The organism is Cellulomonas hominis, assembly GCF_901521055.1.
In the GTDB taxonomy this organism is placed as follows: Bacteria; Actinomycetota; Actinomycetes; order Actinomycetales; family Cellulomonadaceae; genus Cellulomonas; species Cellulomonas endometrii.
Genome location: NZ_CABEGA010000058.1, coordinates 1 through 26,565 on the forward strand (window position 1 = coordinate 1; position 26,565 = coordinate 26,565).

General features: G+C 76.2%; 23 protein-coding genes. 15 read left to right on the forward strand and 8 right to left on the reverse strand.

The features are described from left to right. Positions 1-219: 219 nt before the first annotated feature. The 3 genes from KJP73_RS14745 to KJP73_RS14755 are packed head-to-tail and all read left to right on the forward strand — an operon-like array spanning position 220 to position 2,947. Positions 220-1,302 (forward strand): type III polyketide synthase, encoded by a 1,083-nt coding sequence (locus KJP73_RS14745; protein WP_213283631.1) that lies wholly within the window; start codon positions 220-222, stop codon positions 1,300-1,302. Continuing rightward, positions 1,299-1,856 carry an isoprenylcysteine carboxyl methyltransferase family protein gene (locus KJP73_RS14750; protein WP_213283632.1) on the forward strand — a complete coding sequence of 186 codons (558 nt, stop codon included), beginning with the start codon at positions 1,299-1,301 and terminating at the stop codon, positions 1,854-1,856. Before KJP73_RS14745 ends, KJP73_RS14750 begins: the two co-directional genes overlap by 4 nt. Further along, a complete protein-coding gene (locus KJP73_RS14755) occupies positions 1,853-2,947 on the forward strand; it encodes an NAD(P)/FAD-dependent oxidoreductase (RefSeq protein WP_213283633.1) in 1,095 nt (364 codons plus the stop codon). The genes KJP73_RS14750 and KJP73_RS14755 overlap by 4 nt, the downstream gene beginning before the upstream one ends. Positions 2,948-3,028: 81 nt before the next feature. On the opposite strand, the gene KJP73_RS14760 is transcribed toward KJP73_RS14755, so the two are convergent. Together KJP73_RS14760 and KJP73_RS14765 are read right to left on the reverse strand one after the other, a co-directional pair. Beyond that, a complete protein-coding gene (locus KJP73_RS14760; protein WP_213283634.1) occupies positions 3,029-3,778 on the reverse strand; it encodes a class I SAM-dependent methyltransferase in 750 nt (249 codons plus the stop codon). Positions 3,779-3,822: 44 nt separating this feature from the next. Continuing rightward, entirely contained in the window at positions 3,823-6,243 is a 2,421-nt protein-coding gene (locus tag KJP73_RS14765; protein ID WP_213283635.1) for a family 43 glycosylhydrolase, read from the reverse strand. Positions 6,244-6,488: 245 nt separating this feature from the next. Here KJP73_RS14765 and KJP73_RS14770 point away from each other — a divergent pair, with 245 nt between their 5' ends. From KJP73_RS14770 to KJP73_RS14780, 3 genes are all read left to right on the forward strand, one after another. After that, positions 6,489-6,905 carry a PLDc N-terminal domain-containing protein gene (locus tag KJP73_RS14770; protein ID WP_213283636.1) on the forward strand — a complete coding sequence of 139 codons (417 nt, stop codon included), beginning with the start codon at positions 6,489-6,491 and terminating at the stop codon, positions 6,903-6,905. Between the two features lie 82 nt (positions 6,906-6,987). Continuing rightward, a complete protein-coding gene (locus KJP73_RS14775; protein WP_213283637.1) occupies positions 6,988-8,178 on the forward strand; it encodes an NAD(P)/FAD-dependent oxidoreductase in 1,191 nt (396 codons plus the stop codon). A 183-nt stretch (positions 8,179-8,361) separates the two neighbouring features. Continuing rightward, complete coding sequence (locus KJP73_RS14780; RefSeq protein ID WP_213283638.1) at positions 8,362-8,691, forward strand: hypothetical protein; 330 nt, start codon at positions 8,362-8,364, stop codon at positions 8,689-8,691. Positions 8,692-8,698: 7 nt separating this feature from the next. Here the strand turns inward: KJP73_RS14780 and KJP73_RS14785 are convergent, their stop codons facing one another. Continuing rightward, positions 8,699-9,244 carry an NUDIX domain-containing protein gene (locus tag KJP73_RS14785; RefSeq protein WP_249669419.1) on the reverse strand — a complete coding sequence of 182 codons (546 nt, stop codon included), beginning with the start codon at positions 9,242-9,244 and terminating at the stop codon, positions 8,699-8,701. Between the two features lie 118 nt (positions 9,245-9,362). On the opposite strand from KJP73_RS14785, the gene KJP73_RS14790 reads away from it, so the two are divergent. Next, entirely contained in the window at positions 9,363-9,860 is a 498-nt protein-coding gene (locus KJP73_RS14790; RefSeq protein ID WP_213283640.1) for a glutathione peroxidase, read from the forward strand. 48 nt (positions 9,861-9,908) lie between these two features. Here the strand turns inward: KJP73_RS14790 and KJP73_RS14795 are convergent, their stop codons facing one another. Both KJP73_RS14795 and KJP73_RS14800 read right to left on the reverse strand, forming a co-directional pair. Next, a complete protein-coding gene (locus KJP73_RS14795; RefSeq protein ID WP_213283641.1) occupies positions 9,909-10,589 on the reverse strand; it encodes a GOLPH3/VPS74 family protein in 681 nt (226 codons plus the stop codon). A 29-nt stretch (positions 10,590-10,618) separates the two neighbouring features. Then, a complete protein-coding gene (locus KJP73_RS14800; protein WP_213283642.1) occupies positions 10,619-14,257 on the reverse strand; it encodes an ATP-binding cassette domain-containing protein in 3,639 nt (1,212 codons plus the stop codon). A 107-nt stretch (positions 14,258-14,364) separates the two neighbouring features. Here KJP73_RS14800 and KJP73_RS14805 point away from each other — a divergent pair, with 107 nt between their 5' ends. After that, positions 14,365-15,117: a VOC family protein gene (locus KJP73_RS14805; RefSeq protein WP_213283643.1), complete on the forward strand. Its 753-nt coding sequence runs from the start codon at positions 14,365-14,367 to the stop codon at positions 15,115-15,117. 13 nt (positions 15,118-15,130) lie between these two features. On the opposite strand, the gene KJP73_RS14810 is transcribed toward KJP73_RS14805, so the two are convergent. The 3 genes from KJP73_RS14810 to KJP73_RS14820 are packed head-to-tail and all read right to left on the reverse strand — an operon-like array spanning position 15,131 to position 19,289. Beyond that, positions 15,131-15,520: a hypothetical protein gene (locus tag KJP73_RS14810; RefSeq protein ID WP_249669420.1), complete on the reverse strand. Its 390-nt coding sequence runs from the start codon at positions 15,518-15,520 to the stop codon at positions 15,131-15,133. Positions 15,521-15,558: 38 nt separating this feature from the next. Beyond that, positions 15,559-17,559 carry an ABC transporter ATP-binding protein gene (locus tag KJP73_RS14815; protein ID WP_213283644.1) on the reverse strand — a complete coding sequence of 667 codons (2,001 nt, stop codon included), beginning with the start codon at positions 17,557-17,559 and terminating at the stop codon, positions 15,559-15,561. Further along, positions 17,556-19,289, reverse strand: a complete 1,734-nt coding sequence (locus KJP73_RS14820; protein ID WP_213283645.1) for an ABC transporter ATP-binding protein — start codon at positions 19,287-19,289, stop codon at positions 17,556-17,558. Before KJP73_RS14820 ends, KJP73_RS14815 begins: the two co-directional genes overlap by 4 nt. 239 nt (positions 19,290-19,528) lie before the next feature. On the opposite strand from KJP73_RS14820, the gene KJP73_RS14825 reads away from it, so the two are divergent. The 7 genes from KJP73_RS14825 (at position 19,529) to KJP73_RS14855 (ending at position 26,529) form a co-directional block, all read left to right on the forward strand. Continuing rightward, entirely contained in the window at positions 19,529-20,008 is a 480-nt protein-coding gene (locus KJP73_RS14825) for an SRPBCC domain-containing protein (RefSeq protein WP_213283646.1), read from the forward strand. Continuing rightward, positions 20,005-20,373 carry an ArsR/SmtB family transcription factor gene (locus KJP73_RS14830; protein ID WP_213283647.1) on the forward strand — a complete coding sequence of 123 codons (369 nt, stop codon included), beginning with the start codon at positions 20,005-20,007 and terminating at the stop codon, positions 20,371-20,373. Before KJP73_RS14825 ends, KJP73_RS14830 begins: the two co-directional genes overlap by 4 nt. A 1-nt stretch (position 20,374) precedes the next feature. Next, positions 20,375-20,821: an SRPBCC family protein gene (locus KJP73_RS14835; RefSeq protein ID WP_213283648.1), complete on the forward strand. Its 447-nt coding sequence runs from the start codon at positions 20,375-20,377 to the stop codon at positions 20,819-20,821. A gap of 323 nt (positions 20,822-21,144) precedes the next feature. Then, positions 21,145-22,065 (forward strand): WecB/TagA/CpsF family glycosyltransferase, encoded by a 921-nt coding sequence (locus tag KJP73_RS14840; protein WP_213283649.1) that lies wholly within the window; start codon positions 21,145-21,147, stop codon positions 22,063-22,065. After that, positions 22,062-23,909, forward strand: coding sequence for a glycosyltransferase family 2 protein (locus tag KJP73_RS14845; protein WP_213283650.1), 1,848 nt, complete (start codon positions 22,062-22,064; stop codon positions 23,907-23,909). The genes KJP73_RS14840 and KJP73_RS14845 overlap by 4 nt, the downstream gene beginning before the upstream one ends. Beyond that, positions 23,906-25,222, forward strand: coding sequence for an exopolysaccharide biosynthesis GT4 family glycosyltransferase EpsE (gene epsE / locus KJP73_RS14850; protein ID WP_213283651.1), 1,317 nt, complete (start codon positions 23,906-23,908; stop codon positions 25,220-25,222). Before KJP73_RS14845 ends, epsE begins: the two co-directional genes overlap by 4 nt. Beyond that, on the forward strand, positions 25,219-26,529 hold the full coding sequence (locus KJP73_RS14855) for a hypothetical protein (RefSeq protein ID WP_249669421.1): 1,311 nt from the start codon (positions 25,219-25,221) through the stop codon (positions 26,527-26,529). The genes epsE and KJP73_RS14855 overlap by 4 nt, the downstream gene beginning before the upstream one ends. Positions 26,530-26,565: the final 36 nt, after the last annotated feature.

Genomic DNA, 26,565 nt, shown 5'->3' on the forward strand with positions numbered 1-26,565 from the left:
GGGGGCCCCGCCGGGGCGGCGGTGATGGCCGCGTGCGCAGGCTCGGGCGGCCGGTGGCCGTTCACCGCGGCGATGCTCGTCGCCGGGGTCGCCGTCGTGCTGCTGGTCGCGACCGGCTGACGCCCGCGAGGCCGTCCGGTCGCGTGCCGCGGCGCTCCCAGTCGCGTGCCGTCGCCCCTCCCAGTCGCGTGCCGCGAGGCCCCGCGAGAGGATCCGGGCATGTCACGCGTCGTGTCCGTCGCCCCGGTGCTTCCCGAGCACGCGTACCGGCAGTCGGAGATCACCGCCGAGATCAGCGGGCTGGTGACGCGGGACCCCCGCCGCCGGGCGCTGCTCGAACGGGTGCACGCGTCGAGCGGCATCGACACGCGGCACCTCGTGCTCCCGCTGGAGAAGTACGCGGGCCTGTCGTCCTTCACCGAGACCAACGACGTGTTCCTGCGCGAGGGCGCCGAGCTCGCAGCCCGCGCCGTGCTGGACGCCCTGCGCACGGTCGGCCTGCGCCCCGCGGACGTGGACCACCTGTTCTTCACGACCGTGACCGGTGTGTCGGCGCCGTCGCTCGACGCCCTGCTGGTCGAGCGGCTCGGCTTCCGGACGGACGTGCGGCGGGTGCCGAGCTTCGGCCTGGGCTGCGCGGGCGGGGCCGCGGGTCTCGCCCGGGTGCACGACCACCTGGCCGGCCACCCGGACGAGGTGGCCGTCCTGCTGTCGGTGGAGCTGTGCTCCCTGACCCTGCAGCACGACGACGACTCGACGGCGAACCTCGTGGCCTGCGGGCTGTTCGGCGACGGCGCGGCGGCGGCCGTCCTGGTCGGGGACCGGCGCGCCGCGGATCTCGGGCTCGACGGGCCGTCCGTCGTCGGCACGCGCAGCGTCCTGTACCCGGGCACCGCCGGTGACCTGGGCTGGCAGGTCGGCTCGTCGGGGTTCCGCATCGTGCTGTCAGGCGGCATGGCCGACACGGTCGCCGCGCACGCCGCCGAGGACGTGGGCGCCCTGCTCGCACCGCTGGGCGCCACGACCACGGACGTCGCCCGCTGGGTCGTGCACCCGGGCGGACCGAAGATCCTCGACGCCGTCGAGGACGCGCTGGGCCTGCCCCCCGAGGCGCTCGCGATCAGCCGCGACGTCATGGCCAGGACGGGGAACCTGTCGTCGGCCGCGGTCCTGCACGTCCTGGCGGGCACCCTCGCGGGACCACCGCCGGGGCCCGGTGCGCTCGGCGCGGTGCTGGCGTTCGGCCCGGGCGTCGGTTCGGAACTGGTGGCCCTGCGGTGGCCCGGGGAGGAGGCGGCATGAGCTCGGTGCTGTGGTTCGACGTCCTGGTGGCGCTGACCGCGCTGGAACGGCTGGCGGAGCTGGTCGTGTCCGCCCGCAACGCGCGCTGGTCGTTCGAGCGCGGCGGCGTGGAGTCCGGGCGGGGGCACTTCCCGCCGATGGTCGCGTTGCACACCGGGCTGCTGCTCGCGTGCGTGCTGGAGGTGCACCTGGCCGACCGCCCCTTCGTCCCGTGGCTCGGCTGGACCGCGCTGGCGCTCGTGATCGCCAGCCAGGCGCTGCGCTGGTGGTGCATCGCGACGCTCGGGCACCGGTGGAACACCCGGGTGATCGTGGTCCCCGGGCTCGACCTGGTGCGGCGCGGCCCGTACCGGTGGATCCCGCACCCCAACTACGTGGCCGTCGTGGTCGAGGGCGTCGCACTGCCCCTCGTGCACACCGCCTGGGTCACGGCACTGGTCTTCACCGTGCTGAACGCGGTGCTCCTGCTCGGGTTCCGCATCCCGTCCGAGGAGCGCGCGCTCCGGGCGGCCACCGGCCCGGCGCCGGCCACAGCACCGCCCGCCGGCCGGTGAGCGCCGACGTCGACGTCCTCGTCGTCGGCGGCGGGCCGGTCGGACTGGCCGCGGCCGTCGAGGCGCGGCTGGCGGGGCTGACCGCCCTCGTCGTCGAGCCGCGGCAGGGGCCGGTCGACAAGGCGTGCGGCGAGGGGCTCATGCCGCAGGCGCTCGTGGCCCTGCACCGCCTGGGCGTGGACCCGCCCGGGCACCCGCTCGTCGGCATCGCGTACGTGCGCGGCGACCTGCGCGCGGAGCACCGGTTCGCCGGGCCGGCCGGTCGGGGGGTGCGCCGCACGGTCCTGCACGCGGCGCTCGCCGACCGGGCCGACGCGCTGGGGGTCCGGAGGGTCACCGGCCGGGTCGCCGAGCTGCACCAGGACGCCGACGGCGTGACGGCCGCCGGGGTGCGGGCGCGCTGGCTGCTGGCGTGCGACGGGCTGCACTCCACGGTGCGGCGGCTCGTCGGGCTGGAGGTGCCGGCCCGCGGCGCGCGCGGCGGCATCGGCGCGCGCGGCGGCACCGGCGGGTGGGGCCTGAGCGCCGCCGGCGGCGCCCGCGACCCGCGCCGGCGGTTCGGCGTGCGGCGGCACTACCGCGTCGCCCCGTGGACCGACCTGGTCGAGGTGCACTGGGGGCGACGCACCGAGGCGTACGTGACGCCCGTCGCGCCCGACCTCGTGGGCGTCGCGCTCCTGGGGCCGGCCCCGCTGGACGTCGACGCGGAGCTCGCCGGCATGCCCGCCCTGGCCGAGCGGATCGCCGGCGCCCCGGTCGACGCCGCCGACCGCGGGGCCGGGCCGCTGCGTCAGCGCACGCGCGCCCGCACTGCCGGCCGCGTCCTGCTGGTGGGCGACGCCTCCGGGTACGTCGACGCGCTCACCGGCGAGGGGCTGCGGCTCGGGTTCGCGCAGGCGCGCGCCGCCGTCGCGCACCGGGACGACCCCGCGGGGTACGAGCGGGCGTGGTCCTCGGCGACGCGCGACTACCGCCTGCTGACCAGCACGCTCGTGGCCGCCGCGACCTCCCCGCTGCGGGGCGCGCTGGTCCCCGCGGCCGTGCGGCTGCCGCCGGTGTTCGCCGGCGCCGTGGAGCTGCTCGCCCGGTGACGCGGCGCGGTCGACGACGCGGCGCGGTCGGTGACGCGGCGCGGTCGGTGACGCGGCGCGGTCGCGTCACGCCCCACCCCGTCACGCCCGGACGCGGCCGACCACCAGCCGGAACGTGTTGCGGAACCGGTACCCGCCCTGCGCCGTCCGGTACGGCCGGGCAGCCGCCACGACGACCGGCCCCCGCTCGGCCAGCCCGGCGGCGTCCTCGCCGAGCAGCACGCCGGCCACGAGCGCCGCGTCGTCCGCCGCCTGCCACGGCACCGCGACGAGCTCCACGCGCTCGACGGCCAGGCCTGCCGAGCCCATGAGCTCCCGGAGCGGTCCCTCCTCGCGCAGCGGGTGCTCGGGACCGAGGGGCTCGCCGTCGTCGTGCGCGAGCGCGGCCTCCACGACGTCGATCTCGTTGCGCTCCCGCTCCGCCCAGCCGCCGACGGCGACCAGCCCGCCGGGCACGCTGACGCGCACGGCCTCCGCGAGGGCCGCCGCGGGGTCGTCGGCCAGCTGCAGCACGTTCACCGCGGTGACGACGTCGACGCTGCCGTCCGGCCACGGCAGCGCCTCCGCGGGCGCCACCCGCACGTCGGCACCGGGGGCGGCACGGCGCGCGAGCGCGACCATCCCGGGTGCCGCGTCCGCGCCCGAGGCGACCGCACCGCGGGCCGCGGCGAGCGCGAGCAGCTCGCCGCTGCCGCACCCGACGTCCAGCACCCGGGTGCCCGGACCGACGCGGCACGCCCGGAGCAGGGCCGCGCGGGCCGGGTCCGCGAACGAGCCCCACAGCGCCGCCCACTGCGCCGCGAGCGGCGACCACACGTCCGTCTCGTCCACGCCCGGATCGTCGCACGCGGGCCGGGCGCCGTCCGCCGCCGGGCTCAGTCCGCCCACACCCGCAGGTGCTCGAACCGGGCCGTCGCCTGCGGGTCGGTGCCGTTCCAGCCGTGCGCGACCAGACCGACGCGCAGGTCCGTGCCCGCCGGGAAGGTCCACACCCCGCCGGCGACCCAGGTCTGGCCGTCGGTGCTGGTGAGCGCCTGCACCTCGTGCTCGCCCGCGTCGTCCGTGCGGTGCACGAGCCGCAGCCACGTCGTCTGCGCCGGCGGGCCGACGATCGTGCCCCCGTACTGGAGCCGACCGGCGTAGGGCGTCTCGTACCCGAACTCCGTCTGCCGGGTGTTCCAGATCGCGACGTGCGACAGCCGGGCGAACAGGTCGTCGCCGGCGTACGCCACCAGGCCGGCCTGCTGGAAGTTGCGGATCGCGTCGGTGCCCAGGTCGACCTCGACCACCGTCTCCGCCGTCCAGTCGCCGTCGGGGACGTCCCGCAGCAGGACCCCGGCGGTGTTGCCCGTGCCGACCAGGTCGGTCTGCTCGACCGGCCACACCAGGTCGCCGCCCTCGACGGTCACCTGCGGGTCGCGCAGCGGCGTCCAGCCGTCGCCGAGCCCGTCCTCGAACGTCGCCTCGTCCACCAGGGCCCCGGTCGACGGCAGCGGCACCGGGTCACCCACCGGGCGGGCGAGCGGGAGCGCGCTGAGGTCGTCGACGTGCACGCCGGCACCGCGCGCCACGGCCCCGGCCGCACCGGACTGCACCCGGCGCGGCAGGTCGAGCGTCACGACGGCGAGCGGGTCGCCGAGCCGCGCCTGGCTCACCTCCGCGCGCGCGGTCCGCCCGTCGAGCTCCAGCACGACCGCGTGCCAGGCCGACCAGTCCACGCCGGCCGGCAGCGGCGCGGTCGCGCGCAGGCCGCCCGCCTGCAGCACCAGCTGGCCGGCGGCGGGGTCGACGACCGCGCTCGCGCCCGACGGCCGGCCGTGGCCCCCGCGGCCACCGTCCCCGCGCGCCCAGTCCGCGTCGTCGTACCGGTCCCCCCGGCCCGAGCCCGTGACCCCGGCGACGACGCCGCCCGCCGCACCGCCGTCGAGCCGGACGTCCGCCTCGACCCGCACGGCCCCGTCGACCGCGTGCCGGGTGACGAGCGTCCCGGGCCGTGTCGAGACCGCGTGCGGCCCGCCCTGCGGGTCGTCGGCCACCGCCGCCCACGAGGCTCCGCGGAACGGCTGCCGGATCCCGTCGTCGAAGCCGGTCACCGCGCGCCCGCCGGTCGCCGGGCCGGGCTGCTCGCCCTCGGACGCCCACGCGCCGCCCCGGACCGTCGGCCAGCCGTCGACCCAGTCGAGGCGGTCGATCAGCATCGGCCGCTCGTTGATGCCGTCCGTCCCGTCCAGGTACGGGTCCGCGCGGTCGATGGCGTGGTAGACCATCCAGTCCTGCCCCGCCAGGTCGGTCACCACGGCGTTGTGGCCCGTGCCCACCCAGGCGTTGCCGTTCGGCGCGAGCACCGGGGTCCCGCCGGCCCGGGACTGCAGCAGCGGCACGCCCTCGCGGTCCAGGTAGGGGCCGGCCAGCGACTCCGAGCGCCCGACGTGCACGCTGTAGCCCGTCGTCGGCCCGGCGCAGCAGTTCGCGGACGACGCGAACAGGTACCAGTACCCGTCGCGCTGCAGCACGTACGCGCCCTCGTACTTGTTGTCGATCGCCACCGGCACGGGCGCGCCGACCGCCTCGGTGCCGGTCTCGTCGAGCTCGGTCACCCAGATCCCGCCGTAGTAGGACCCGTAGAACAGGCGCTCCGTGCCATCGGGCCCGACCACGTGCGACGGGTCGAACGTCCACAGGAAGTCGTCCGGCCCGCCGGCGCCCGGCCGCGGGTCCACGACCGGGTCCCCGGAGTCGGTCCAGGGCCCGGTGGGCGTGGGCGCCGTCGCGACGCCGATCGCCCCGTCGTTCGCGCCGGGGGTCACCGTGGTCTGCGTGACCACGTAGTACATGCGGTACTCGCCGTCGACGTAGCGGATGTCGGGCGCCCACAGTGCGGCGAGCCGCGCCGGGTCCGTGTCCGCCCACTCGGGCAGCGTGTCCTCCGTGAACGCGTCGCCGACGTACTCCCACGTCACCAGGTCCGTCGACCGCGACATCGGCAGCAGGTGCCGCGTCCCCTCGCCCTCCCGCAGCGGGTCCGTCGTGCCGTACGCGTACCACCAGCCGTCCTGCCCGCGGATCACGGCGGGATCGGCGTAGGTGTCGGCGAACGTGGCGCTGACCGGGTTCGTGTACGGGGTGCCGGTGACGTCGCTGCCGCCCTGCCCGCCACCGTGCCCCGGGTGCCCGCCGCCACCGCCGTGCCCCGGGGTCCCGCCCGCCAGGGCCGGTGGGCCGGCGAGCGCCAGACCCAGGACGAGGAGCGCGGTCGCGGTCCGGCGCAGGACGAGGCGCCCGGTGGTCTGCTTCATCGCAGGTTCCTGCCGTTCGACGGGACGGGTCGGTCCTCTTCTACGCCCGTCCGCGCCCCGGCGCCACCGGAGGGGCACGGCGCCACCGGAAAGGCACTGCGCCGGCACGGTCGTCGCCCAGCCGGCGTCCAGCACCCGCCCGGGTGATCCGGGGTCCGTTCGCCGGACAGCGGCATGCCCCCTCCCCTACCGTCGTGCCCGCCGACGGGCGCCGACCTGCCCCGTCATCTCACGAAGGGGGCGTCGTGCTGCGTGCGCTGCCGGTCCTGATCCAGCTCGGCCTGCTCGTGTTCTGCCTGGTGGACTGCATCCAGACCGACTCGGTCCTGGTGCGGAACCTGTCGAAGACCGCCTGGATCCTGCTCATCGTGCTCCTGCCCCTGGTGGGCGGGGTCGCGTGGCTGGTGGCCGGGCGTCCCGCGCGCGGCGCGCAGGCGCCGCGAGTGGCGTGGCCCAGCACCGCGACGGCCGGCTTCCCGGAGTACGAGCGCCCCCGCGCGGCCGCGCCCGACGACGACCCCGCGTTCCTCGCCGGGCTGAGCGCCTCGGACGACGAGCACGAGCGCATGCTGCGCGACTGGGAGGCCGACCTGCGCGCGCGGGAGCGGCAGCTGCGGTCCGACCCGCCGGCGGACGGCACGGACCAGCCCCGTCCGGCCTGACCCGGCCCCACCGCGCGGGGCGCTGCGGGGTCACCTAGCGTGGCTCGGGACCCGTCCCCCACCTCGCGGAGCGTGCCCGGCCATGACGTCCCCTCAGCTCCCCCGGCACGACGTCCTCATCATCGGCGGCGGCAACGCGGGCCTCTCCCTCGCCGGTCGCGTCCGGCGCGACGGCTGCCGCGACGTGGCGGTCATCGAGCCGAAGGACATCCACCACTACCGCCCGCTGCTGTCCTACGTCGCGTCGGGTCAGGCGACCCTCGCCGACCTGCGCCGCCCCCAGGTCGAGGTGCTGCCCGAGGGCGTGCACTGGTACCGCGACCGGGCCGTGGACGTCGACCCCGAGCGCTCGGTGGTCACGCTCGCCGACGGCACCGAGCTGACGTACGGGGACCTCGTGGTGTGCCCGGGCTCCCGCGTCGACTGGGACGCCGTCCCCGGGTCGCAGGAGGCCGTGGCGACCCCGCACGCGTCGACGAGCTACCTGCTCGACCTCGCACCGAAGACGTGGACGATGCTGTCCGCCCTCACGTCCGGCCGAGCGGTCTTCGTCATCTCCGACCGGCACGTCCCCTGCGCGCCCGTCGGGCTGAAGCCGCTGTTCGCCGCCGCGGACCACTGGCGCCGGGCCGGCGTGCTGGGGGACATCGAGGTCGACCTGCTGGTCGAGGGCCCGTCCCTCGTGCACCACGCGGAGGCCGACCGTGAGCTGCGCGCCGCGGCCGACCGCTTCGGCGTCCACGTCCGCACCCGCACCACGGTCGAGCGCGTCGACTCCGCTTCCCGCACCCTGCACCTGGTCGGCGGCGGGTCGCTCACCTACGACGCGCTGTACCTCGCGCCCCAGCACCGCGCGCCCCACTGGGTGGCCGCGAGCGGCCTGGACTCCCCCACGAGCGACGGCTTCGTCGCCGTCGATCCCGAGACGCTCCAGCACGTCGAGCACGCGCGCGTCTGGGGCCTCGGCGACGCGGCCACCGTCGGCACGTCGTCCTCGGGCGGCGCGCTGCGCAAGCAGGTGCCCGTGGTGGCGCGGAACATCCAGGCCCGCCGCACCGGCGCCCCGATGCGGCGCTACGACGGCTACTCGGTCGCCCCGGTGCTCACGTCGGGGAGCCGGCTGCTGCTCGCGGAGTTCGACCGCGACGGGAACGCCGAGCCCACCGTGCGGTTCCCCGACCTCGCGCGGCCCCGGCGGAGCCTGCGGCTGTTCGACCGGTACCTCGAGCCGCCGATCTACTGGAACCGGCTCCTGCAGGGCAAGGTGTCCTGAGCGCCGCTGCCGTGCGTCCCCGATCTGCGCCGCACGGGTGAAATCGCACCCGTTCACGCGTCTCGACGCAGGTCGGTGCCATAGCGTCCCCAGGCCGCATCCTGCGGACGAGAGGAGCGGAGCCGTGCGCACCCATGTCGTGATCCCCGCGCCCGCCGTGGTCGAGCGACGCGCCGGTGCCCGATGACGAGCCGTGGCCGGTCGCGCCGAGCGGTGCGGCCGCCCCTGCTGGCGGACACCCTCCGTGCTGCCGGCGCGGTGAAGGACCAGTACCCGGATCCGTCCCAGCACGACCTCACGGACGCCGACTACGACGCGGCGTTCGACGTCGACGAGCTGAACGTGACCATCATCGGGGGCATGTGGGGCGACCGGCTGACGCCGGAGGCTCGGGAGCACGCTCGCGAGCTGGCCACCGCGCTGCTGAGCGACCCCCGCGCGACCGCAGCGCAGCGCGCCTCGCTGATCGAGCTCGTGGACCTGCTCGAGGCGTGGCGACGAGCTGGCGGCTAGACCCGGCTCAGGCCACCCGGCCCAGGGCGATCGCCGCGTACATCAGCGCCGCCACCGACTCCCCGTCGGTGATCGTCCCGTCGCGCACGAGCCCGAGCACCTTCGGCCAGGGCAGCACCCGCGTCCCGACGATGCCCTCCTCGTGCTGGCCCTCCGCCTCGACCGGCGCGTGCAGCCCGCGGGCCAGCAGCACCCGGCCCGGTGCGTGGCACACGCCGTTGAGCGAGAACACCGCGCCGAGGTCCCGCCACTCGTCCGCCAGCAGGCCGGTCTCCTCCAGCAGCTCGCGCCGGGCCGCGACCAGCGGCTCCTCCCCGTCCGAGCCGCCCGCCGGCACCTCCAGCGACAGGGCCCCGGTCGTGTACCGCTCCAGCTCGACCAGCACGACCTCGTCGTCGTCCGTCACCGGGACGACGAACACCGCCGGGTGCCGCACCTCGACGACGCCGTAGATGCCGCTGCCGCCGTCCGGCCGGGTGACCTGGTCCTCGCGCACGCGGATCCACGCGTTCTCGTAGACGGTCGTCGAGCCGTGCGTCTGCCAGGAAGCCACGGGGCCGGTCCTCCGGTACGGGGATGGGGGTCTGTGCGAGCGTATCGAGCCGCACCCGGGTGGTGGTCGCGCGGCCGGCCGCTGGCGGTGCGCCACCGCACGGGCGCAGGATGACCCCATGCAGCTCGACGACATCCCGGTCCGGACGCTCCGCGGGCAGGACACCACGTTCGGCGAGCTGACCGGCGGGCGGGTGGCGCTGGTCGTCAACGTCGCCTCGCGGTGCGGGCTCGCGCCCCAGTACGAGCAGCTCGAGGCGCTGCACACCGCGTACGGGCCGGAGGGGTTCACGGTCGTCGGCGTCCCGAGCAACCAGTTCCTGCAGGAGCTCGGCTCCGAGGACGCGATCGCGGAGTACTGCTCGACCACGTGGGGCGCGACCTTCCCGATGACGGAGAAGGTCAAGCTCAACGGCCGCGGGGCGCACCCGCTCTACCGCGAGCTCACGCGGATCCCGGACGACACCGGGAAGGCCGGGCGCGTCACCTGGAACTTCGAGAAGTTCCTCGTCGCCCCCGGCGGCGTCGCCCGCCGGTTCCGCCCGCGCGTGCTGCCGGACGCCCCCGAGGTGGTGGCGGCGATCGAGGAGCTGCTCGGCGACCGCCACCCCGCCTGACCGACCGAGCCGCACGCGCACGGGGCACACCAGGCACGCGGCGCCGGATCAGCCCGACGTCGTCGTGGTGGTGATCGTCGCCGCGGTGACGCCCGCCATGATCGCGGCCGTCGAGGCGGCGATCGCGTCCTTGACCGCCTTCGCCGCCCACGCCCCCTCGGCGACCTGCTTCGCGCGCCGCCGCACGTCCCGCGCCGGCACCCCGGGGTGGTCCACCGCCGTGGGCGCCTTGTCGACCGACGAGAGCAGCGCGGCGAGCGCGCCGGTGCGCTGGTCGGGCTCCGCGCCCCGGACGAGCACCGCGGTCAGCGCCCGGCGCAGCTCCTGCTCGTGCGCCGTGTCGGCGGGCAGCCACCGGGTGCGCGGGAACAGGCCGAGCACCCGGTCGTCGTGCCGGGCGAGCACGCCGCGCTGCGCCAGGCGGTCGGCGAGCGCGTCCTTCGCCCCCTTGCCCAGCCGGCCGACGAGGTCGCTCGCGGACCGCTCCCGGTCGGCCACCGTCGCGAGGGCGGCCCGCAGGACCGGGTCCTCGACCGTCGCGCCGGGCCGGGCGACGACCTTCGCGCCCGACCAGATGCTGGTCCGCTCCCGCACCACGACCGCGTCGGCGAGGGCGAGCTCGAGCAGCAGCGCGCCGCCGAGCACGGTGTCCAGGTACGACGACGTCGACGTGCCCTTCTCGTCGTCGAGCAGCAGGAGCAGCAGGTCTTCCGCGATGAGCGTGGCCATGGCCCGAGACTAGCCACGGCCTCGTGCCCTCACCCGGCCAGGTGCCCCCAGCGCCCCGCGAGCTCGCGCCACGGCCCGACGGCCGCGACCTCTCCGTCCTCGAGCACGACGACCCGGTCGGCGCGGGCGAGCGCGGCCCGCTTGGACGTCGACCCGACGACCGTCGTGCCACGCTCGCGCAGCGACTGCCACAGCTCGATCTCCGTGGCGGCGTCCAGCGCGCTGGACACGTCGTCCGCGAGCAGCACCTCGGACTCCGTGGCGAGCGCCCGGGCGAGCGCGAGCCGCTGCACCTGCCCGCCGGACAGCCGCACGCCGCGGTGGCCGACCAGCGCGTCGGGTCCGCCGGCCTCGGCGACGTCCTGGGACATGCGGGCGGCGTCGAGCGGGCCGGCGACCTCCCGCGGGTGGTCGAGCGCCACGTTGTCCGCGAACGTGCCGGACAGGACCCGCGGCACCTGGGCGACGTGCGCCACGCGGCCCGGTCGCAGGAACTGCTGGGCGTCCGCGACGTCCACGCCGTTCCAGACGACGCGGCCGGTGTGCTCCATCAGGCCGGCGAGGGCCGACAGCAGGCTGGACTTGCCCGAGCCGACGCGGCCCAGCAGCAGCACGAGCTCCCCGCGCTCGAACGTGAGGTCCACGTCCCGCACGCCGATCGTCCCGTCGTCGTGCACCGCGGCGAGGCCGCGCAGCTCCAGCCGCTCGAACCGGTCCCGGCTGTCGGGCTCGGGCCGCGGGGCGCGACCCGACGCCAGGTCCACGCCCGCCGGCACGTCGGCCAGGTCGGTGCCGCCCGCGAAGGTCGCGGTGGCCCGCTGCCAGGACCGCGTGCCGGGCGCCTCGGTGACGACCGCTCCCGCGACCACGCCGAACCAGTTGAACCCCGCGACCGCCCCGGCGACCAGCAGCGTGCTGCCGAGGTCCCACACGCCCGCGAGCAGCGCGCCCCAGGCGACGACCACCCCGACCTGCACCATGATGATCGGCACGCCGTCGAGGACCGCCTGGACGCGGTGCTCGAACACCGCGGCGCGGACCCGGCCGGAGTCCACCGAGCGCAGGTGCGCGTGCACCTGCGGGGTGCGCGCCGCCAGCTTGACGGTCCGCGAGGCGTCGAGGGCCGACACGAGCGCGCGGCCGAACACCGCGCGGGCCGCGGCGGACCGGGTGGCGGACCGGCCGGCGATCGGGCGGCCGATCAGGGCGCACGCCGCGCTGACGACGAGCACGGACAGCAGCACGCCGCCGGCCAGCAGCGACCAGCTCAGCAGAGCCGCGACGGCGACGAGCACCAGGCCGTTCACGAGGTCGACCCACCGGTCGGCGTACTGCACGAACCGGTCGGCGTCGAGGGCGCGCGCGACGACCTCCCCCGGAGGGGTGCGGCGCAGCCGGTGCTGCCGGGTCTGGCCGACGAGCACGGACATCCGCACGCGCAGCAGGAGCTCGATCCACCACTTCGGGTACAGGCGGAACGCCAGCGAGTTGCACGGCGCCACGAGCAGCAGCAGGACGACGAGCACCGCGACGAGCGCGGTGGTGCTGCGACCGTCCTGGAGCCCCTCCACCGTGCGTCCCCACAGGAAGCCGGTCACCGCGCCCTGCGCCGCGAACAGGCTCGACAGCAGGAACAGGGCGGCGCCGACGACCCCCCAGCGGGGCCGCACGAACAGGGCGTGGGCGATCCCGCGGGCCAGGCTCGGGCCGCTCCCCGGGTCGGACAGCGCCGGCGGCGGGCCGGTGCGGCGCGGCGCACCGAGGCCGTCGGTGGAGCCGAGCCCGTCGGTGGAGCCGAGGCCGTCGGTGGAGCCGGGGTCGTCGACGGGGTGCAGCCCGTGCGTCGGGTCCACCGCGTCCGCCCGGTCCGGGTCCCCGGGGCGACCGGCGCGCTCGTCCGCGTCGTCGTCCAGGTCGTGGCCCTCGCTCCGGCTCGCGGTCAGCAGCGCGCGGAACGGTCCGTCCTCGCGGGCGAGCGCCTCCCGTGCACCCTGCTGCACGACGCGGCCGTGGTCGAGCACGACGACCTGCTCGGCCCGCTCGACCGTCCCCAGGCGGTGCGCGACGAGCACGCCGGTGCGCCCGCCCAGCAGGCGCTCGGACGCGGCGACGACCCGGGCCTCGGTGAGCGGGTCCATCCGGGCGGTCGCCTCGTCCAGCACGACCACCTGCACGTCCCGCACGAGCAGCCGGGCGAACGCGACGAGCTGCTCCTCGCCGGCGGACAGCGACGTCCCCCCGGGTCCGAGCAGGGTGTCGAGCCCGTCGGGCAGGCCGGCGACCCAGTCGGTCAGGCGGAGCTCGGCGACCGCGTCCTCGACCATGCCGCGCGGCACGTCGGCGAACAGCGCGATGTTCTCGGCCAGCGTGCCGGCGAGGATCTCGGTGCGCTGGGTGACGACGCCGACGGCCGCGCGCAGCGCCTGGAGGTCCACGTCGCGCACGTCGACGCCCCCGAGCAGCACGGACCCCACCGGCGGCTCCACGGCGCGGGACAGCAGCGAGGCCAGCGTCGTCTTGCCGGACCCGGTGCGGCCGACGAGCGCGACGGTGTGACCGGCCGGCACCCGCAGCCCGACCCCGCGCAGCGCGAACGCCCCCTCGGTGTACGCGAAGTCGAGGTCGCGCACCTCCAGGTCGAGCGGCCCCTCGGGCAGGGCGCGACCGCCGGCCGGCTCCGGCGGGGACTCCAGGAGCTCGCGGATGCGGATGACGGCACCGACGCCCTCCTGGATGTCCGGGAGGTGGCGGGCGAGCATGTCGAACTGCCCGACGAACGACGCGGTCACCAGGAACAGCGTGACCAGCCGCGCCACGGACAGGTCCCCGGCCCCCGCGAGGGCCACGCCCGCCACGGTCACGCCGCCGAGCAGCGCGTGCAGCAGCACCCCGGCGCGCGCGGTCATCCGCGTCTCGACGGCGAGCACCTGGTCGAGGGTGCGGTGCACCGCGGCGGACGCCTCCGCGAACCGCCGGACCGCGAACGCCTGGCCGCGGCTCGTGCGCAGGTCGTCGCGGGCGGCCACGGCCTCCTCGAACGCGGCGGCGTTGTCCGTCCACGCGCGCTCCTCCACGACCTTGCGGCGCGCGATCTCCCCGAGCGACGGACGCACCACGAGCAGCGTGAGCGCCCCCAGCAGCGGGAACAGCAGCCACGCGGGCCACCACGTGACGCCCGCGACCACCCACATCGGCAGCACGCCGGCGACGGTGCGCCCCGCGCCCCACAGCTGGCGGCGGACGAGCGTGCCGACGGCGTGCGTGTCGTCGTCCACGCGGTCCAGCACCTCCCCGACCGCCTGCTCGGTGAGCGTCTCGAGCGGCTGGTGCAGGGCCGCGCTGAGCAGGTCGCCGCGCAGCCTGCCCTCGGCGCGGTCCACCACGCCGGCCCACCCGACCTGCCCGACCGTGTCGACCAGCGCGGCGCCCACGAGGCACAGCGCGAGGAGGGCCACGCCCGCGGCCGTCGGCTCCTCGGCGATCCGGCCGGCGACCACCGTGCCGAGCGCGGACCCGACGGCGCCGACGGTGAGGGCCAGCAGCGCGAGCACCGCGACCGGGCCGCGCAGGCGGCGCCAGTCGAGCCGCCGCGCGGGATCGGCGGGCGGGCCGGACGTGCCGGCGGCGCGCGTGCGGTCGGTGGGCGGTGCGGTGGGGGCCTCGATCATCGTGCGTCGACCCTAGGCCGCAGGTCCGACAGGCCCGAAGCGTTTTGTCGCGTCGCGCGGCCCGCCGGGTGGCCTGCGCGCCCGCCGGGCCGCACTACGGTCGGCGCATGATCCTGTGGACGACCGCGTTCCTCGACGGCCCCGCCGACGCGTGGGACCGCACGCTCGCGTACTGGCAGGCGGTCACCGCCACCACGCTGTCGTCGCGCCGCGGCCCGGACGGCGAGTTCGTGACGCTGGTGCCGCGCGACGGCGACCCGTTCCTCCGTGCGCAGCGGACGCAGGACGGCGGGCCGGGCGTGCACCTGGACCTGCACGTCGCGGACGTCCGGGCGTCGGCCGACGCCGCGGTCCGCGCGGGCGCCCGGGAGGTGGCCGCCTCCGACCACGTCGTCCTGACGTCGCCCGGCGGGATGCCGTTCTGCTTCGTCACCGTCTCCGAGCGGCACCGCCCGGCAGCCGTGGCCTGGGACGCCCCGGGCGGGCGCCGGTGGACGAGCCTGCTGGACCAGTACGCGGTGGACGTCCCGGCGGAGCACTGGGCCGCCGAGCGCCGGTTCTGGGCGACGGTCACCGGCTGGGAGGAGCAGCCGTCGGACCCGGAGGACGAGCTGGTCCCGCTGGTGCGGCCGTCCGGGCAGCCGCTCCGCATCCTGCTGCAGCGGCTGGACGAGCCGACGGGGACGGTGCGCGCGCACCTCGACCTGGCGTGCGACGACCGGGAGGCCGAGACGGCCCGGCACGTGGCCCTCGGCGCCCGGGTGGAGCAGGTCCGCGCGCAGTGGACGGTCCTGGTCGACCCGACGGGCCGCCGCTACTGCGTCACGGACCGCGACCCGGCGACCGGCCGGCCGGCCTGAGCCGTACCGGGCCCTAGCCCTCACCCCGGGCACGGTCGAGCAGCAGGGCGGTCCCGGCGCCCAGCACCGCCGCGGCGAGCAGCACCGACGGCCAGGCCCCGAGCGTGTCGGCCAGCAGGTGCGACGCCACGAAGAAGACGGCGCCGAGCACCACGACCGCCGTCACGCGGAGCACCCCCGAGGCGGGCAGGGCACGCCACGCGCACCACGCGACACCCGCGAGCAGCACGAGGCCGCCGAGCGCCCGCACGCCGGTGCCCTGCGCGACCGCGAACCCGAGCACGAGCGTCACGGCCGCCGGCACCGCCGTGGGCACGCCCGCGAGCGGACCACGTCGCCGGGCGGCGCGGGCCTGGTTCGCGGTCGGGGCGACGTCGGGCGGGGCAGGAGTGCGGCGGTCCATGCCGCCATCCTGCCCCGCCCGTACGTCGACCCGCGCGGTCAGGCGTTCTCCTCCACCACGGCGCCGGCGAACTGCGACTGGTAGAGCCGGTGGTACGCGCCGCCGGCCGCGATGAGCTCGTCGTGGTTGCCCTTCTCGACGATCGCGCCCTGCTCCATCACGAGGATGAGGTCCGCGTCGCGGATCGTGGACAGCCGGTGCGCGATCACGAACGACGTGCGCCCGGCCCGCAGCGAGGCCATCGCCTGCTGCAGGAGCCGCTCGGTGCGGGTGTCGACGGACGAGGTGGCCTCGTCGAGGATCAGCACCGAGGGCTGCGCGACGAACGCGCGGGCGATCGTGATGAGCTGCTTCTCCCCCGCCGACAGGTTCGCGGCGTCCTCCTCGAGCACCGTGTCGTAGCCCTGGGGCAGCGAGTGCACGAAGCGGTCGACGTACGTGGCGCGGGCCGCGGCCAGCACCTCCTCGTCGGTGGCGGTCTGCCGCCCGTACCGGATGTTCTCCCGGATGCTCCCGGCGAACAGCCAGGGGTCCTGGAGGACCATGCCGGTGCGGGCCCGGGCGTCGTGCCGGCTCAGCGTCGCGATGTCCTGGCCGTTGACGAGGATGCGCCCGCCGTCCAGCTCGTAGAACCGCATGAGCAGGTTGACCAGGGTCGTCTTGCCGGCGCCGGTCGGTCCGACGATGGCGACGGTCTGCCCGGGGCGCACCGTGAACGACAGGTCGGTGATCAGCGGGTGCTCGGGGCTGTAGGAGAAGGCGACGTGGTCGAACTCGATGGTGCCGTCGCCCTCGGCGGGTGCCGGCGCGTCGCCGGCGTCCGGGTGCTGCTCGTCCTCGTCGAGCAGCTGGAACACGCGCTCGGCGGAGGCCGTGCCGGACTGCACGACCGCGGCCATCCCGCCGAGCTCCGAGAGCGGCTGCGTGAACATCTGCGAGTACTGGATGAACGCCTGCACGCTGCCCAGGCGCATGGTCCCGTTCGCCACCATCAGCCCGCCGAGCACCGCGATGCCGACGTACGTGAGGTTGCCGACGAACGACATGCCCGGCCAGATGATCCCGGACAGGAACTGGGCCTTGAACGAGGCCTTGTACAGCTCCTCGTTCTCCTCCTTGAACCGGTCCGCGAAGTCGCGCTGGCGGCCGAACACCTTGACCAGGGCGTGCCCGGAGAACGACTCCTCGACGCGTGCGTTCAGCCGGCCGACCTTGCGCCACTGGATCCCGAAGGCCTTCTGCGACTTCGGCCCGATGATCCCGAAGATCACGCCCATCAGCGGCAGGGCCACCAGCGCGACCAGCGCGAGCTGCCAGGAGATCGAGAACATCATCACCAGCACGCCGATGACGGTGAGGATGGACGTCAGCGCGCTGGACAGCGACTGCTGCATGGTCTGCGTGATGTTGTCGATGTCGTTCGTGACCCGGGAGATCAGCTCACCGCGCTGCACCCGGTCGAAGTACGCCAGGGGCAGCCGGTTGATCTTGGCCTCGACCTGCTCGCGCAGCCGCCACATCGCGCGGACCATGACGACGTTGATGATGTAGCCCTGCAGCCAGGTGAGCAGCGCGGCGGCCACGTAGAGCGCCAGCACGGTCGTCAGCAGGCTGCCGAGCTTGTCGAAGTCGATGCCGGCGCCCGGCACGAGCTGGTCCATCGCGGCGACCATGCCCGCGAGCTGGTCCTGGCCGTCGGCGCGCAGCCCCTCGACGGCCTGCTCCTGGGTGATCCCCGCCGGCAGCTGCCGGGAGATGAACCCCTGGAACACCACGTCGGTCGCGCGCCCCAGGATGCGCGGGGCGAGGACGGTCAGCACCACGCCCGCCGCGCCCATGAGCGTGACGGCGACCAGCGCGACCTTGTACGGGCTCAGCAGCCCGATCATGCGGCCGAACGACTCCTTGAAGTTGTCGGCCTTGCCGGGCGCGACACCCTCCCAGGAGTCGGACGCGATCCGGGCCTGCTCCCCGAGCTCGATCTCGAGCTTCTCCTCCTCGGTGAGCTCGGGCTCCCGCTGGGCGGTCTTCTCGCTCATGCGCCGGCCTCCACCGCGAGCTGGGACTCCGCGATCTCGCGGTAGGTCTGGTTGGACTGGAGCAGCTCGTCGTGGGTGCCGAGCCCGGCCACCCGTCCGTCGTCGAGCACGAGGATGGCGTCCGCGCCGGTCACGGTGGACACGCGCTGGGCCACGACGATCTTGGTGACGTCGGGCAGCTCGCGCCACAGCGCCTGCCGCAACCGGGCGTCGGTCGCGAGGTCGAGCGCGGAGAACGAGTCGTCGAACACGAGGACGTGCGGGCGCCGCACGATCGCGCGGGCGATGGCGAGCCGCTGCCGCTGACCGCCGGAGACGTTGGTGCCGCCCTGGGCGATCCGGGCCTCGAGCCCGCCGTCCATCTGGGCGACGAAGTCGCTGGCCTGCGCGATCTCGAGCGCGTGCCAGAGGTCCTCGTCGGTCGCGTCCTCCTGGCCGAGCCGGAGGTTCGACGCGACGGTCCCGGCGAACAGGAACGGGCGCTGGGGCACCAGGCCGATGCCGGACCACAGCGTCTCGAGCTCCACGTCGCGCACGTCCACGCCGCCGACGCGCACGGTGCCGCCGGTGGCGTCGAACAGGCGCGGGATCAGCGACACGAGCGTCGTCTTGCCGGCGCCGGTCGAGCCGATGATCGCGACGGTCTGACCGGGCTGCGCCGCGAAGGTGATGCCGGAGAGCACCGGGTGCTCGGCCTCCGGGTAGGCGAACGTGACGCCCTCGAACGCGATCTCCCCGGGCCGCGGGACCGTGCGCACCGGCTCGGCGGGCTCGGCCAGGGTGGACCGGCTCTGCAGGACCTCGGTGATGCGCTCGGCCGACACGGCGGCGCGCGGGATCATCACCGTCATGAAGGAGGCCATCAGCACGCCCATGAGGATCTGGCCGATGTACTGCATGAAGGCCAGCAGCGTGCCGATCTCCACGTTCCCCGCGTCGACCTCGATGCCGCCGAACCAGATGACCCCGACGACGGTCACGTTGAGCACGAGCATCGCGAGCGGGAACAGCACCACGAACAGCGAGCCGATCTTGCGGCCGACGACCATGATGTCGGTGTTCGCGACCCGGAACCGCCCGGCCTCGATGTCCTCGCGGACGAACGCGCGCACGACCCGGACCCCGGTGAGCTGCTCGCGCATGATGCGGTTCACCGCGTCGAGCTTGGTCTGGTAGGACCGGAACAGCGGCACCATCCGGCTGATCACCGCCCCGGCGATCACGAGCAGCGTCGGCACGGAGACCGCGATCAGCCACGACAGCCCGACGTCCTGGCGCAGCGCCATGACGACGCCGCCGATCGCGAGCAGCGGCGCGGTGACCAGCATGGTCGCGCCCATCATCGCGAGCATCTGCACCTGCTGGACGTCGTTCGTGTTGCGGGTGATCAGCGAGCCGGCGCCGAACCGGGAGATCTCCCGCTCCGAGAAGCCGCTGACCTGGGCGAACACGTCGTCGCGGATGTCGCGCCCCACCTGCATGGCGGCGCGCGCGGCGAAGTAGGTCGCGATCACGGCCGCGACGATCTGCCCCAGCGACACCGTGAGCATGAACGCCCCGGTCCGCCAGATGTACCCGGTGTCCCCGCGCGCGACCCCGCGGTCGATGATGTCCGCGTTCAGGCTGGGCAGGTACAGCATGGCCAGGGCCGAGCCGAGCTGGAACACCAGCACGCCGGCCAGGAGCCATCGGTAGGGGCGCAGGTAGCGCATCAGCAGTCGTCCGAGCACGGGGTCTCCTAGGTGGGGGGCGGCGAGCTCCACGACCGCGGGAGGCTGGGGGGGCGCCGCCCGGGATCGGCTCCGACGAAGGCTACGCACCCCCACCGACACGCACAGCCCTTTTCTGCCGAGGGCAGCACCGGGGTCGGTCGTTGGGTAGGTGCTCCCGCGCAACCGACGGTTGCGCACGGGCTCGGCACGGGCGTACGTTGACGCGCAACACATGGTTGCCGATCCAGGAGGTCGTCGTGGAACGCGGTACGGAGCCGGGCAGCATCGAGCGGGAGATCCACGTCGAGGCCTCCCCCGAGGTGGTCTACGAGGTGGTCAGCCGGCCGGAGCACCTGCGGGAGTGGTGGCCGGACGACGCGGTGCTCGGGGAGGCGGTCCCGGGTGCCGAGGGCGAGATCGTGTTCGGCGAGCGGGGCGGGCCGGACGCGACCGTCGAGCGGCTGACGGTCGTCGAGGCGGAGCCGCCGCGCACGTTCTCCTTCCGCTGGACCCACCCGGAGGGCGCCACCGCCGGCCCCGGCAACTCCCTGCTGGTGACTTTCGAGCTCGTCCCGTCGGGGTCCGGCACGCTCGTGCGGATGACCGAGACGGGCTTCCGGGAGCGCGGCTGGGAGGTCGCCGTCCTGGAGCAGCAGTACGCCGAGCACGTGGCGGGCTGGGACTGGTTCGTCCCCCGCCTCGGGGCGTACGTCGCGCGGCTGGCGGTGCCCCGGTGACCGGCGTGGACGACGGGCTCTGGTCCGCCGTCGGCGACCCGACGCGGCGCCGCTTGCTCGACCTGCTGCTCGCGGACGGCGACGGCACCGCGACGTCGCTGAGCGAGCGGCTGCCGGTGACGCGCCAGGCGGTCGCGAAGCACCTCGCCGTCCTCGACCGCGCCGGCCTGGTGCACGCCACCGCCGCCGGGCGGGAGAAGCGGTACCGCGTCGACGACGCCCAGCTGGAGCGCGCCGTCGCGCAGCTGGACGCGGTCGGCCGCACGTGGGACGCACGGCTCCAGCGCATCAAGCGGATCGCCGAGGCGGTCCAGGCGGCACAGGACGGCGCGGGCGACCGCGCCGTGACGACGGAGGGGGACTGAGATGGTCGACATCCTGCACCGGGTGGGCGTGCGGGCGTCCGCGCACGACGTGTACGCCGCGCTCACGACGAGCGAGGGCGTGGCGGGCTGGTGGACGGCCGGGACGGAGAGCGAGGCGGGGCCGGGCGGGCGGATCACGCTGCGGTTCGACGCCGCGCCCGAGCCGTACGTGCTCGACGTGGCCGACGCGGAGCCCTGCACGCACGTCCGGTGGCGCGTGCTCGAGGGACCGCCGGAGTGGGTCGGGACGTCCGTGGACTTCCGGCTCGGCGGCGGCGACGGGCAGACCGTCGTGCTGTTCCGCCACGAGGGCTGGGCGGAGCCGGTCGAGTTCATGCACCACTGCAGCACGAAGTGGGCGACGTTCCTGCTCAGCCTGCGTGAGCTGGTCGAGACGGGCGCGGGCCGCCCGGCGCCGCACGACCTGAAGATCGACGACTGGAACTGACCGGCGCCACGCGGTTTTCACCCGGGCGAATCTCACCCGGGAGGGTGACGGGGAAACGACCCTTGTCCCCCGGACGGCCCAGCACCTATGGTCCTCGTGTCCGAGATGTCTGAAATGTCCGTTTAGCGGATCCGGCAGCGGGTCCTGGCCGGCGCACCGCCCCCGGGGCGGTGCGTGCCGGCCGGGCCGGTCCGGCCCCGCACGCCGGGCGCGACCGGAGGACCAGACGACGATGTCCCGCTCCTCGACGCGCGACGCGGCCGCTCCCGGCCGGGCGCCGCCGCGCGCCCCTGCTGCAGCCGACCACCCACGGACGGTGACGCATGAACGCACGCCCGGCCTGGCCGCGTGTCCTGCTCGGCGGGACGCCGGTCGACCTCTTCGAGACCTCCGACGCCGTCGCCACCATCGTCGCCCACGCCGCCGCCGGCTCGCCGTGGCCCCTCGGGGTCATGAGCGCGAACCTCGACCACATCCACCACTTCGGCTACCACGGGCCCTCCTCGCTGGTGCCGTTCGTGTGGGCGCACCCGGGCGCGGGCGAGCCGTTCCCCGGCACGTTCCCCGAGGCGCTGCACGCCCGGGAGCGGCAGTCCGGGCCCCCCGTCCGCTGGCTGAACCTGCTCGACGGCGCGCCGCTCGTGCGGCACGCCGCCCACCTGACGGGCAGGACCTGGCCCCGGCTGGCCGGCAGCGACCTCATCTCCCCGGTCCTGGACGAGGCGGAGTCCCGGGGCCTGACCGTCGGGTTCCTCGGCGGCCGGCCCGAGGTGCTCGACGCCCTGTCCCGCACGCTCGCCTCCGAGCGCCCGGGCCTCGCCGTGCGCGGTCTGTGGTCCCCCGACCGCGGCGACCTCGACGACGCCGAGCGCTGCCGGGTCTGGGCGGAGAAGGTCCGGGCCGCCCAGGTGGACATCCTGGTCGTCGGGCTGGGCAAGCCACGCCAGGAACGGTGGATCGTCCGCTACGGGCCGCTGACCGGCTCGTCGGTCCTGCTCGCGTTCGGCGCGGTCGTCGACTTCCTCGCCGGAGCGGTGCAGCGGGCGCCGGAGGTGGTGCGCGACCACGGGATGGAGTGGGCGTGGCGGCTGGCCCTGGAACCGCGGCGCCTCGCGCGGCGCTACCTGGTCGACGGCCCGCCCGCGTACGACGTGCTCGCACGGCGCAGCTTCGTCCTCACGCCGTGCGCCGTCGCCCGGGCGCCCGCCCTCCCGGCCCTCGCCCTGCCGGCCGGGCTGTCGTGACCACGCAGGCGGAGCGCCGCGCCGCGCCCGCGCCGTCCTTCGCGGGTGCCGCCCCGGCGACGCTCGGCGTGGTCGTCGTCACCTTCGACAACGAGGCGCACCTCGGCCGGCTCCTGCGCAGCCTCCGGCGGGAGGCGGCGGGCACCGCGATGCGGGTCGTGGTGGTCGACAACGGGTCCGCCGACGGCACGCTGGACGTCGCCCGCGCGCACCAGGACGTCCTCACCGTGTCCGGCCACGGGAACCTCGGGTACGCCGGCGGCATCAACGTGGGGACCGAGCGGCTCGGCGACGTCGACGCGGTCCTCGTGCTGAACGCCGACCTCGTCGTCGAACCGGGCTCCGTCGCGGCCATGGTCCGACGCCTGGACCGCCCGGAGGCGGGCGTGGTGCTGCCGATGCTGCTGGACGAGGAGGGCGTCGCGCAGCCCTCCCTGCGCCGTGAGCCGTCCGTCACCCGCGCGCTCGGGGACGCGGTGCTCGGGCGGTTCCTCGGCGACCGCCCCGCGTGGCTGTCCGAGACGGTCCGCGACCCGACCGCCTACGCGTGGCCGCACCCCGTCGACTGGGGAACGGGCGCCGCGGTGCTCGTCCGGGCCGAGGCGGTGCGGGCGGTCGGCGCGTGGGACGAGCGGTTCTTCCTGTACTCCGAGGAGACCGACTACTGCCGCCGGGCCCGGGAGGCGGGCTGGGAGGTGTGGTTCGAGCCGGCCGCGCGCGTCCGGCACGCGCAGGGCGGCTCCGGGCGCTCCCCCGACCTCACCGCGCTGCTGCAGGTCAACCGCGTGCGGTACGCGCGCAAGCACCGGTCCGTGGGCGCCGCCGGTGCGACCCTCGCCGTGACGACGCTCGGGTCGCTGGCCCGCGCGTGGGACCCCGGCCACCGGACCGCCGTCGCCGCGCTGCTCGTGCCGGCCCGGCGCCGGGCGCTGCCCCGCGGCGGTCCGGTGGCGACCAGCCCGGCGCCGTCGAGCCCGGCGCCGTCGAGCCCGGCGGCGACCCCGGCGGCCGACCTGCGCGTGCACGGCGCGGTGATCGTCCCCGCGCACGACGAGGCCGCCGTCATCGCCCGGACCCTCGCGCCGATCGCCCCGTGGGCCCGGCAGGCGGGGGTGGACCTGCTGGTGGTCTGCAACGGCTGCTCGGACGGCACGGCGGACGTGGCGCGCCGCTTCCCCGGGGTGCGGGTGCTGGAGCTGCCGGAGAGCTCCAAGACCCGCGCGCTGAACGCCGGCGACGCCGCGGCCGGCGCGTTCCCCCGGGTGTACCTCGACGCCGACGTCCGGGCCGAGCCCGCCGCCCTCGCCGCGACGCTGCGGGCGCTCGCCGACGGGCCGTGGCTGGCCGCGCGCCCGCCCGCCGAGGTGGACGTGGCCGGCGCGACCGCCCCCGTGCGCGCGTTCGCCCGGGCGCGGCGCCGCCTGCCCGGCACGCGGACCGCCCTGTGGGGCGCCGGGGTCTACGGGCTGTCGGCCGCCGGGCACGCGCGGCTCGGCGCGTTCCCCGACGTGGTGGCCGACGACCTGTGGGTGGACCGCCTGTTCTCCCCGGACGAGAAGGTGGTCGTCGACGCCCCGCCGGTGCGGGTGGCCGGCCCGCGCACCGTGCCGAGCCTGCTCGCGGTGCTGCGGCGCACCTACCGCGGCAACGCCGGTGTCCGCGCACGTGCGGGCTCGCGGGGCGGCGCGGGCACGACCGGCACCCTGCGGGCGCTCGTGCGCACGGTGCGCACCCCGGCCGGCGCGGTGGACGCCGCGGTGTACGCCGCCCTGGTCACGCTCGGCCGCGTCCGGCGGCGGGGCGGGACCGGCCGCTGGGAGCGCGACGAGAGCACGCGGCGATGACCCGCGGCCCGGCCCCGGTGCGGGCAGAGCCGCGCGCGCCCGCGGCGGACCTGCGCGCGCCGAGCCGACCCGCGCGCGGCGTGGTGCTCGGCTACCTGGTCCCGGAGTTCCCGGGGCAGACGCACGCCTTCTTCTGGCGGGAGGTCGCGGCGCTGCGCCGCGCCGGTGCCGAGCCGGTGCTGGTCTCCACCCGCCGCCCGCGGGGCGCGGCGGCGCACGCCTGGGCGCCGTCGGCGGCCGCGCGGACGCGGTACCTCACGGACTGGTCCCCGCGCGGTGCCGCGGCCGCCGTGGCGGTGCTGGCCGGGTCGCTGCGCGGCCCACGGCGGCGGGACGTCGCGCGCGAGGCACGCGCGTCCGCGGCGGACGGCGGGGTCGCGCGCACCGCGGCGCTGATGCTGGCAGCCGCGCACCTGGCCGCCGTCGCGCGGCGGGAGCGCTGGCAGCACCTGCACGTGCACTCGTGCGGGCGCGCCGCCCAGGTCGCCGCGCTCGCGCACGCCCTCACGGGGCTGCGCTACAGCCTGTCGCTGCACGGCCCGCTCGCCGACTACGGCGGGAACCAGCGCGGCAAGTGGCGCGGCGCCGCCTTCGGGCTGGTCATCACCGAGGGCCTGCGGCGGGACGTCGCGGTCGCGCTCGCCGGCGACCTGCCGCCGGTCGTGGCGGTCGCGCCGATGGGCGTCGACCCCGTCCGGTTCGCGCGGGCCGCGCCGTACGCCCCGTGGGCCCCGCCCGGCCGCCTCCGGGTGGTCAGCTGCGGCCGGCTCAACCCCAGCAAGGGGCACGACGACCTCGTCCGCGCCGTGCGGCTCCTGACCGACGCGGGCCGGGACGTCGAGCTGGTGGTCGCCGGCGAGGACGAGCAGGGCGGGGCGGGCTACCGGCGGGACCTCGAGGCGCTGATCGACCGGTCGGGCCTGGGTGGCCGGGTCCGGCTTCTCGGCAGCGTCGGCGAGGACGAGGTCCGGGCCCAGCTGGAGCGCGCGCACGTGTTCGCGCTGGCGAGCCACGCCGAGCCGCTGGGCGTGGCCATCATGGAGGCGATGGCGCTCGAGCTGCCCGTGGTGGTGGGCGCGGGCGGCGGGATCGGCGCGCTGGTCGAGGACGGCGTGACCGGCCTGCTCGTGCCGCCCCGCGACCCGTCCGGCATCGCCGCCGCCCTGGCGCGCGCCGCCGACGACCCGGTGCTGGCCGTCGCGCTCGGTGCGCACGCCCGCCGCCACGTGGTCGCCGCGTTCTCCAGCGAGCGCGGTGCGCGCACGCTGCTGGACCTCGTCGAGCGGTCCACGACCGAGGGGAGCCGGACGTGAGCGCACGCAGGACGAGAGCCCGCTGGGCCGTGGCGGCCGGGGCGGTGTGCCTGGCGGCGTGCGCGCCGTTCCCGAGCGAGCCGCCGCCCGACGACCTGCCCACGTGGCGCGCCGTCGACGGCGGTGCCGGCTACTACGCCCAGTTCGCCCCCTCGCTGCCCTCCTCCCCGGAGTACTTCCCGGTGGGCGTCTGGCTGGAGAGCCTCACCGACCCGGGCAACGTCCAGCTCGACCAGCAGGCGGGACTCACCACGTACGTCGAGCTGACCGAGGACTCCGACCTGTCGCTGCTCGACGGCACCGCGGCGGTCGCGATGGTGGGCCGGGACGACCCCCTGGCCGACGGCTTCGTGCTCGCCGACGAGCCCGACATGTGGGCGGGTGCCGGGGACGCCGACTGGACCGGGCTGTGGCCCGGGCAGGGCGAGGTCTGCGCACCCGTGGGCGAGGAGACCGCGTGCGGGTACACCGTCCAGGACACGATCCGCTCCCGGCTGCCCGGCAACGGCCTCACCTACGCGAACTACGGCAAGGGCGTCGCGTTCTGGCTGCCGGACGCCGAGGCCGCCCGGTTCGTCAACGAGTTCCAGGACGTCGTCTCGGTGGACACGTACTGGTTCACCGACCCGAACATCTGCGGGGCGGGCGAGGGCGGCGCGCTGCTCGCCGGCGGGCGGGCGCTGTCCCCGGAGGAGTGCCGGCGGGCCGCCAACTACGGGGCCACCGTCGACCGGGTCCGCGCGCTCGTCGAGCCGGCCGGCAGCATGCCGGTGTGGGCGTTCGTCGAGCTCGGGCACCCGTTCTCAGAGGACGACGCCCCCACCATCACCGGCCCGCAGGTACGCGCGGCCGTCTGGAGCAGCGTGATCCACGGCGCCCGCGGCATCGTCTACTTCAACCACAGCTTCGGCGGCGACTGCGAGTCGTTCCACCTGCTGCGCGAGGCCTGCGGGGACGCGGTGCGCCCGTGGGTCGCCGAGGTGAACCGCCAGCTCGTGGAGCTCGCCCCCGCGCTGAACGCGCCGTTCCTGGACGGGGCGGTCACCGTCGACGGGCCGGTCGACACCGCGGTGAAGGTGCACGACGGGCAGCAGCACCTGCTGGCCGCCGCGACGCAGGACGGGGCCGGGGACGTGACCTTCGACCTGCGGTGCGCGACCGACGGGCCGGTCACGGTGCTCGGCGAGGACCGCGAGCTCGCGATCGTCGACGGCGCGTTCACCGACACGTTCGCCGACGGGCTCGCGGTCCACCTGTACCGCTACGCGCACGCGCCGGGCGCGGCAGCCGGGTGCGTCGCCCCGTGACGACCACGGTCCCCGCCGCATCCCCCGCCGCGACCC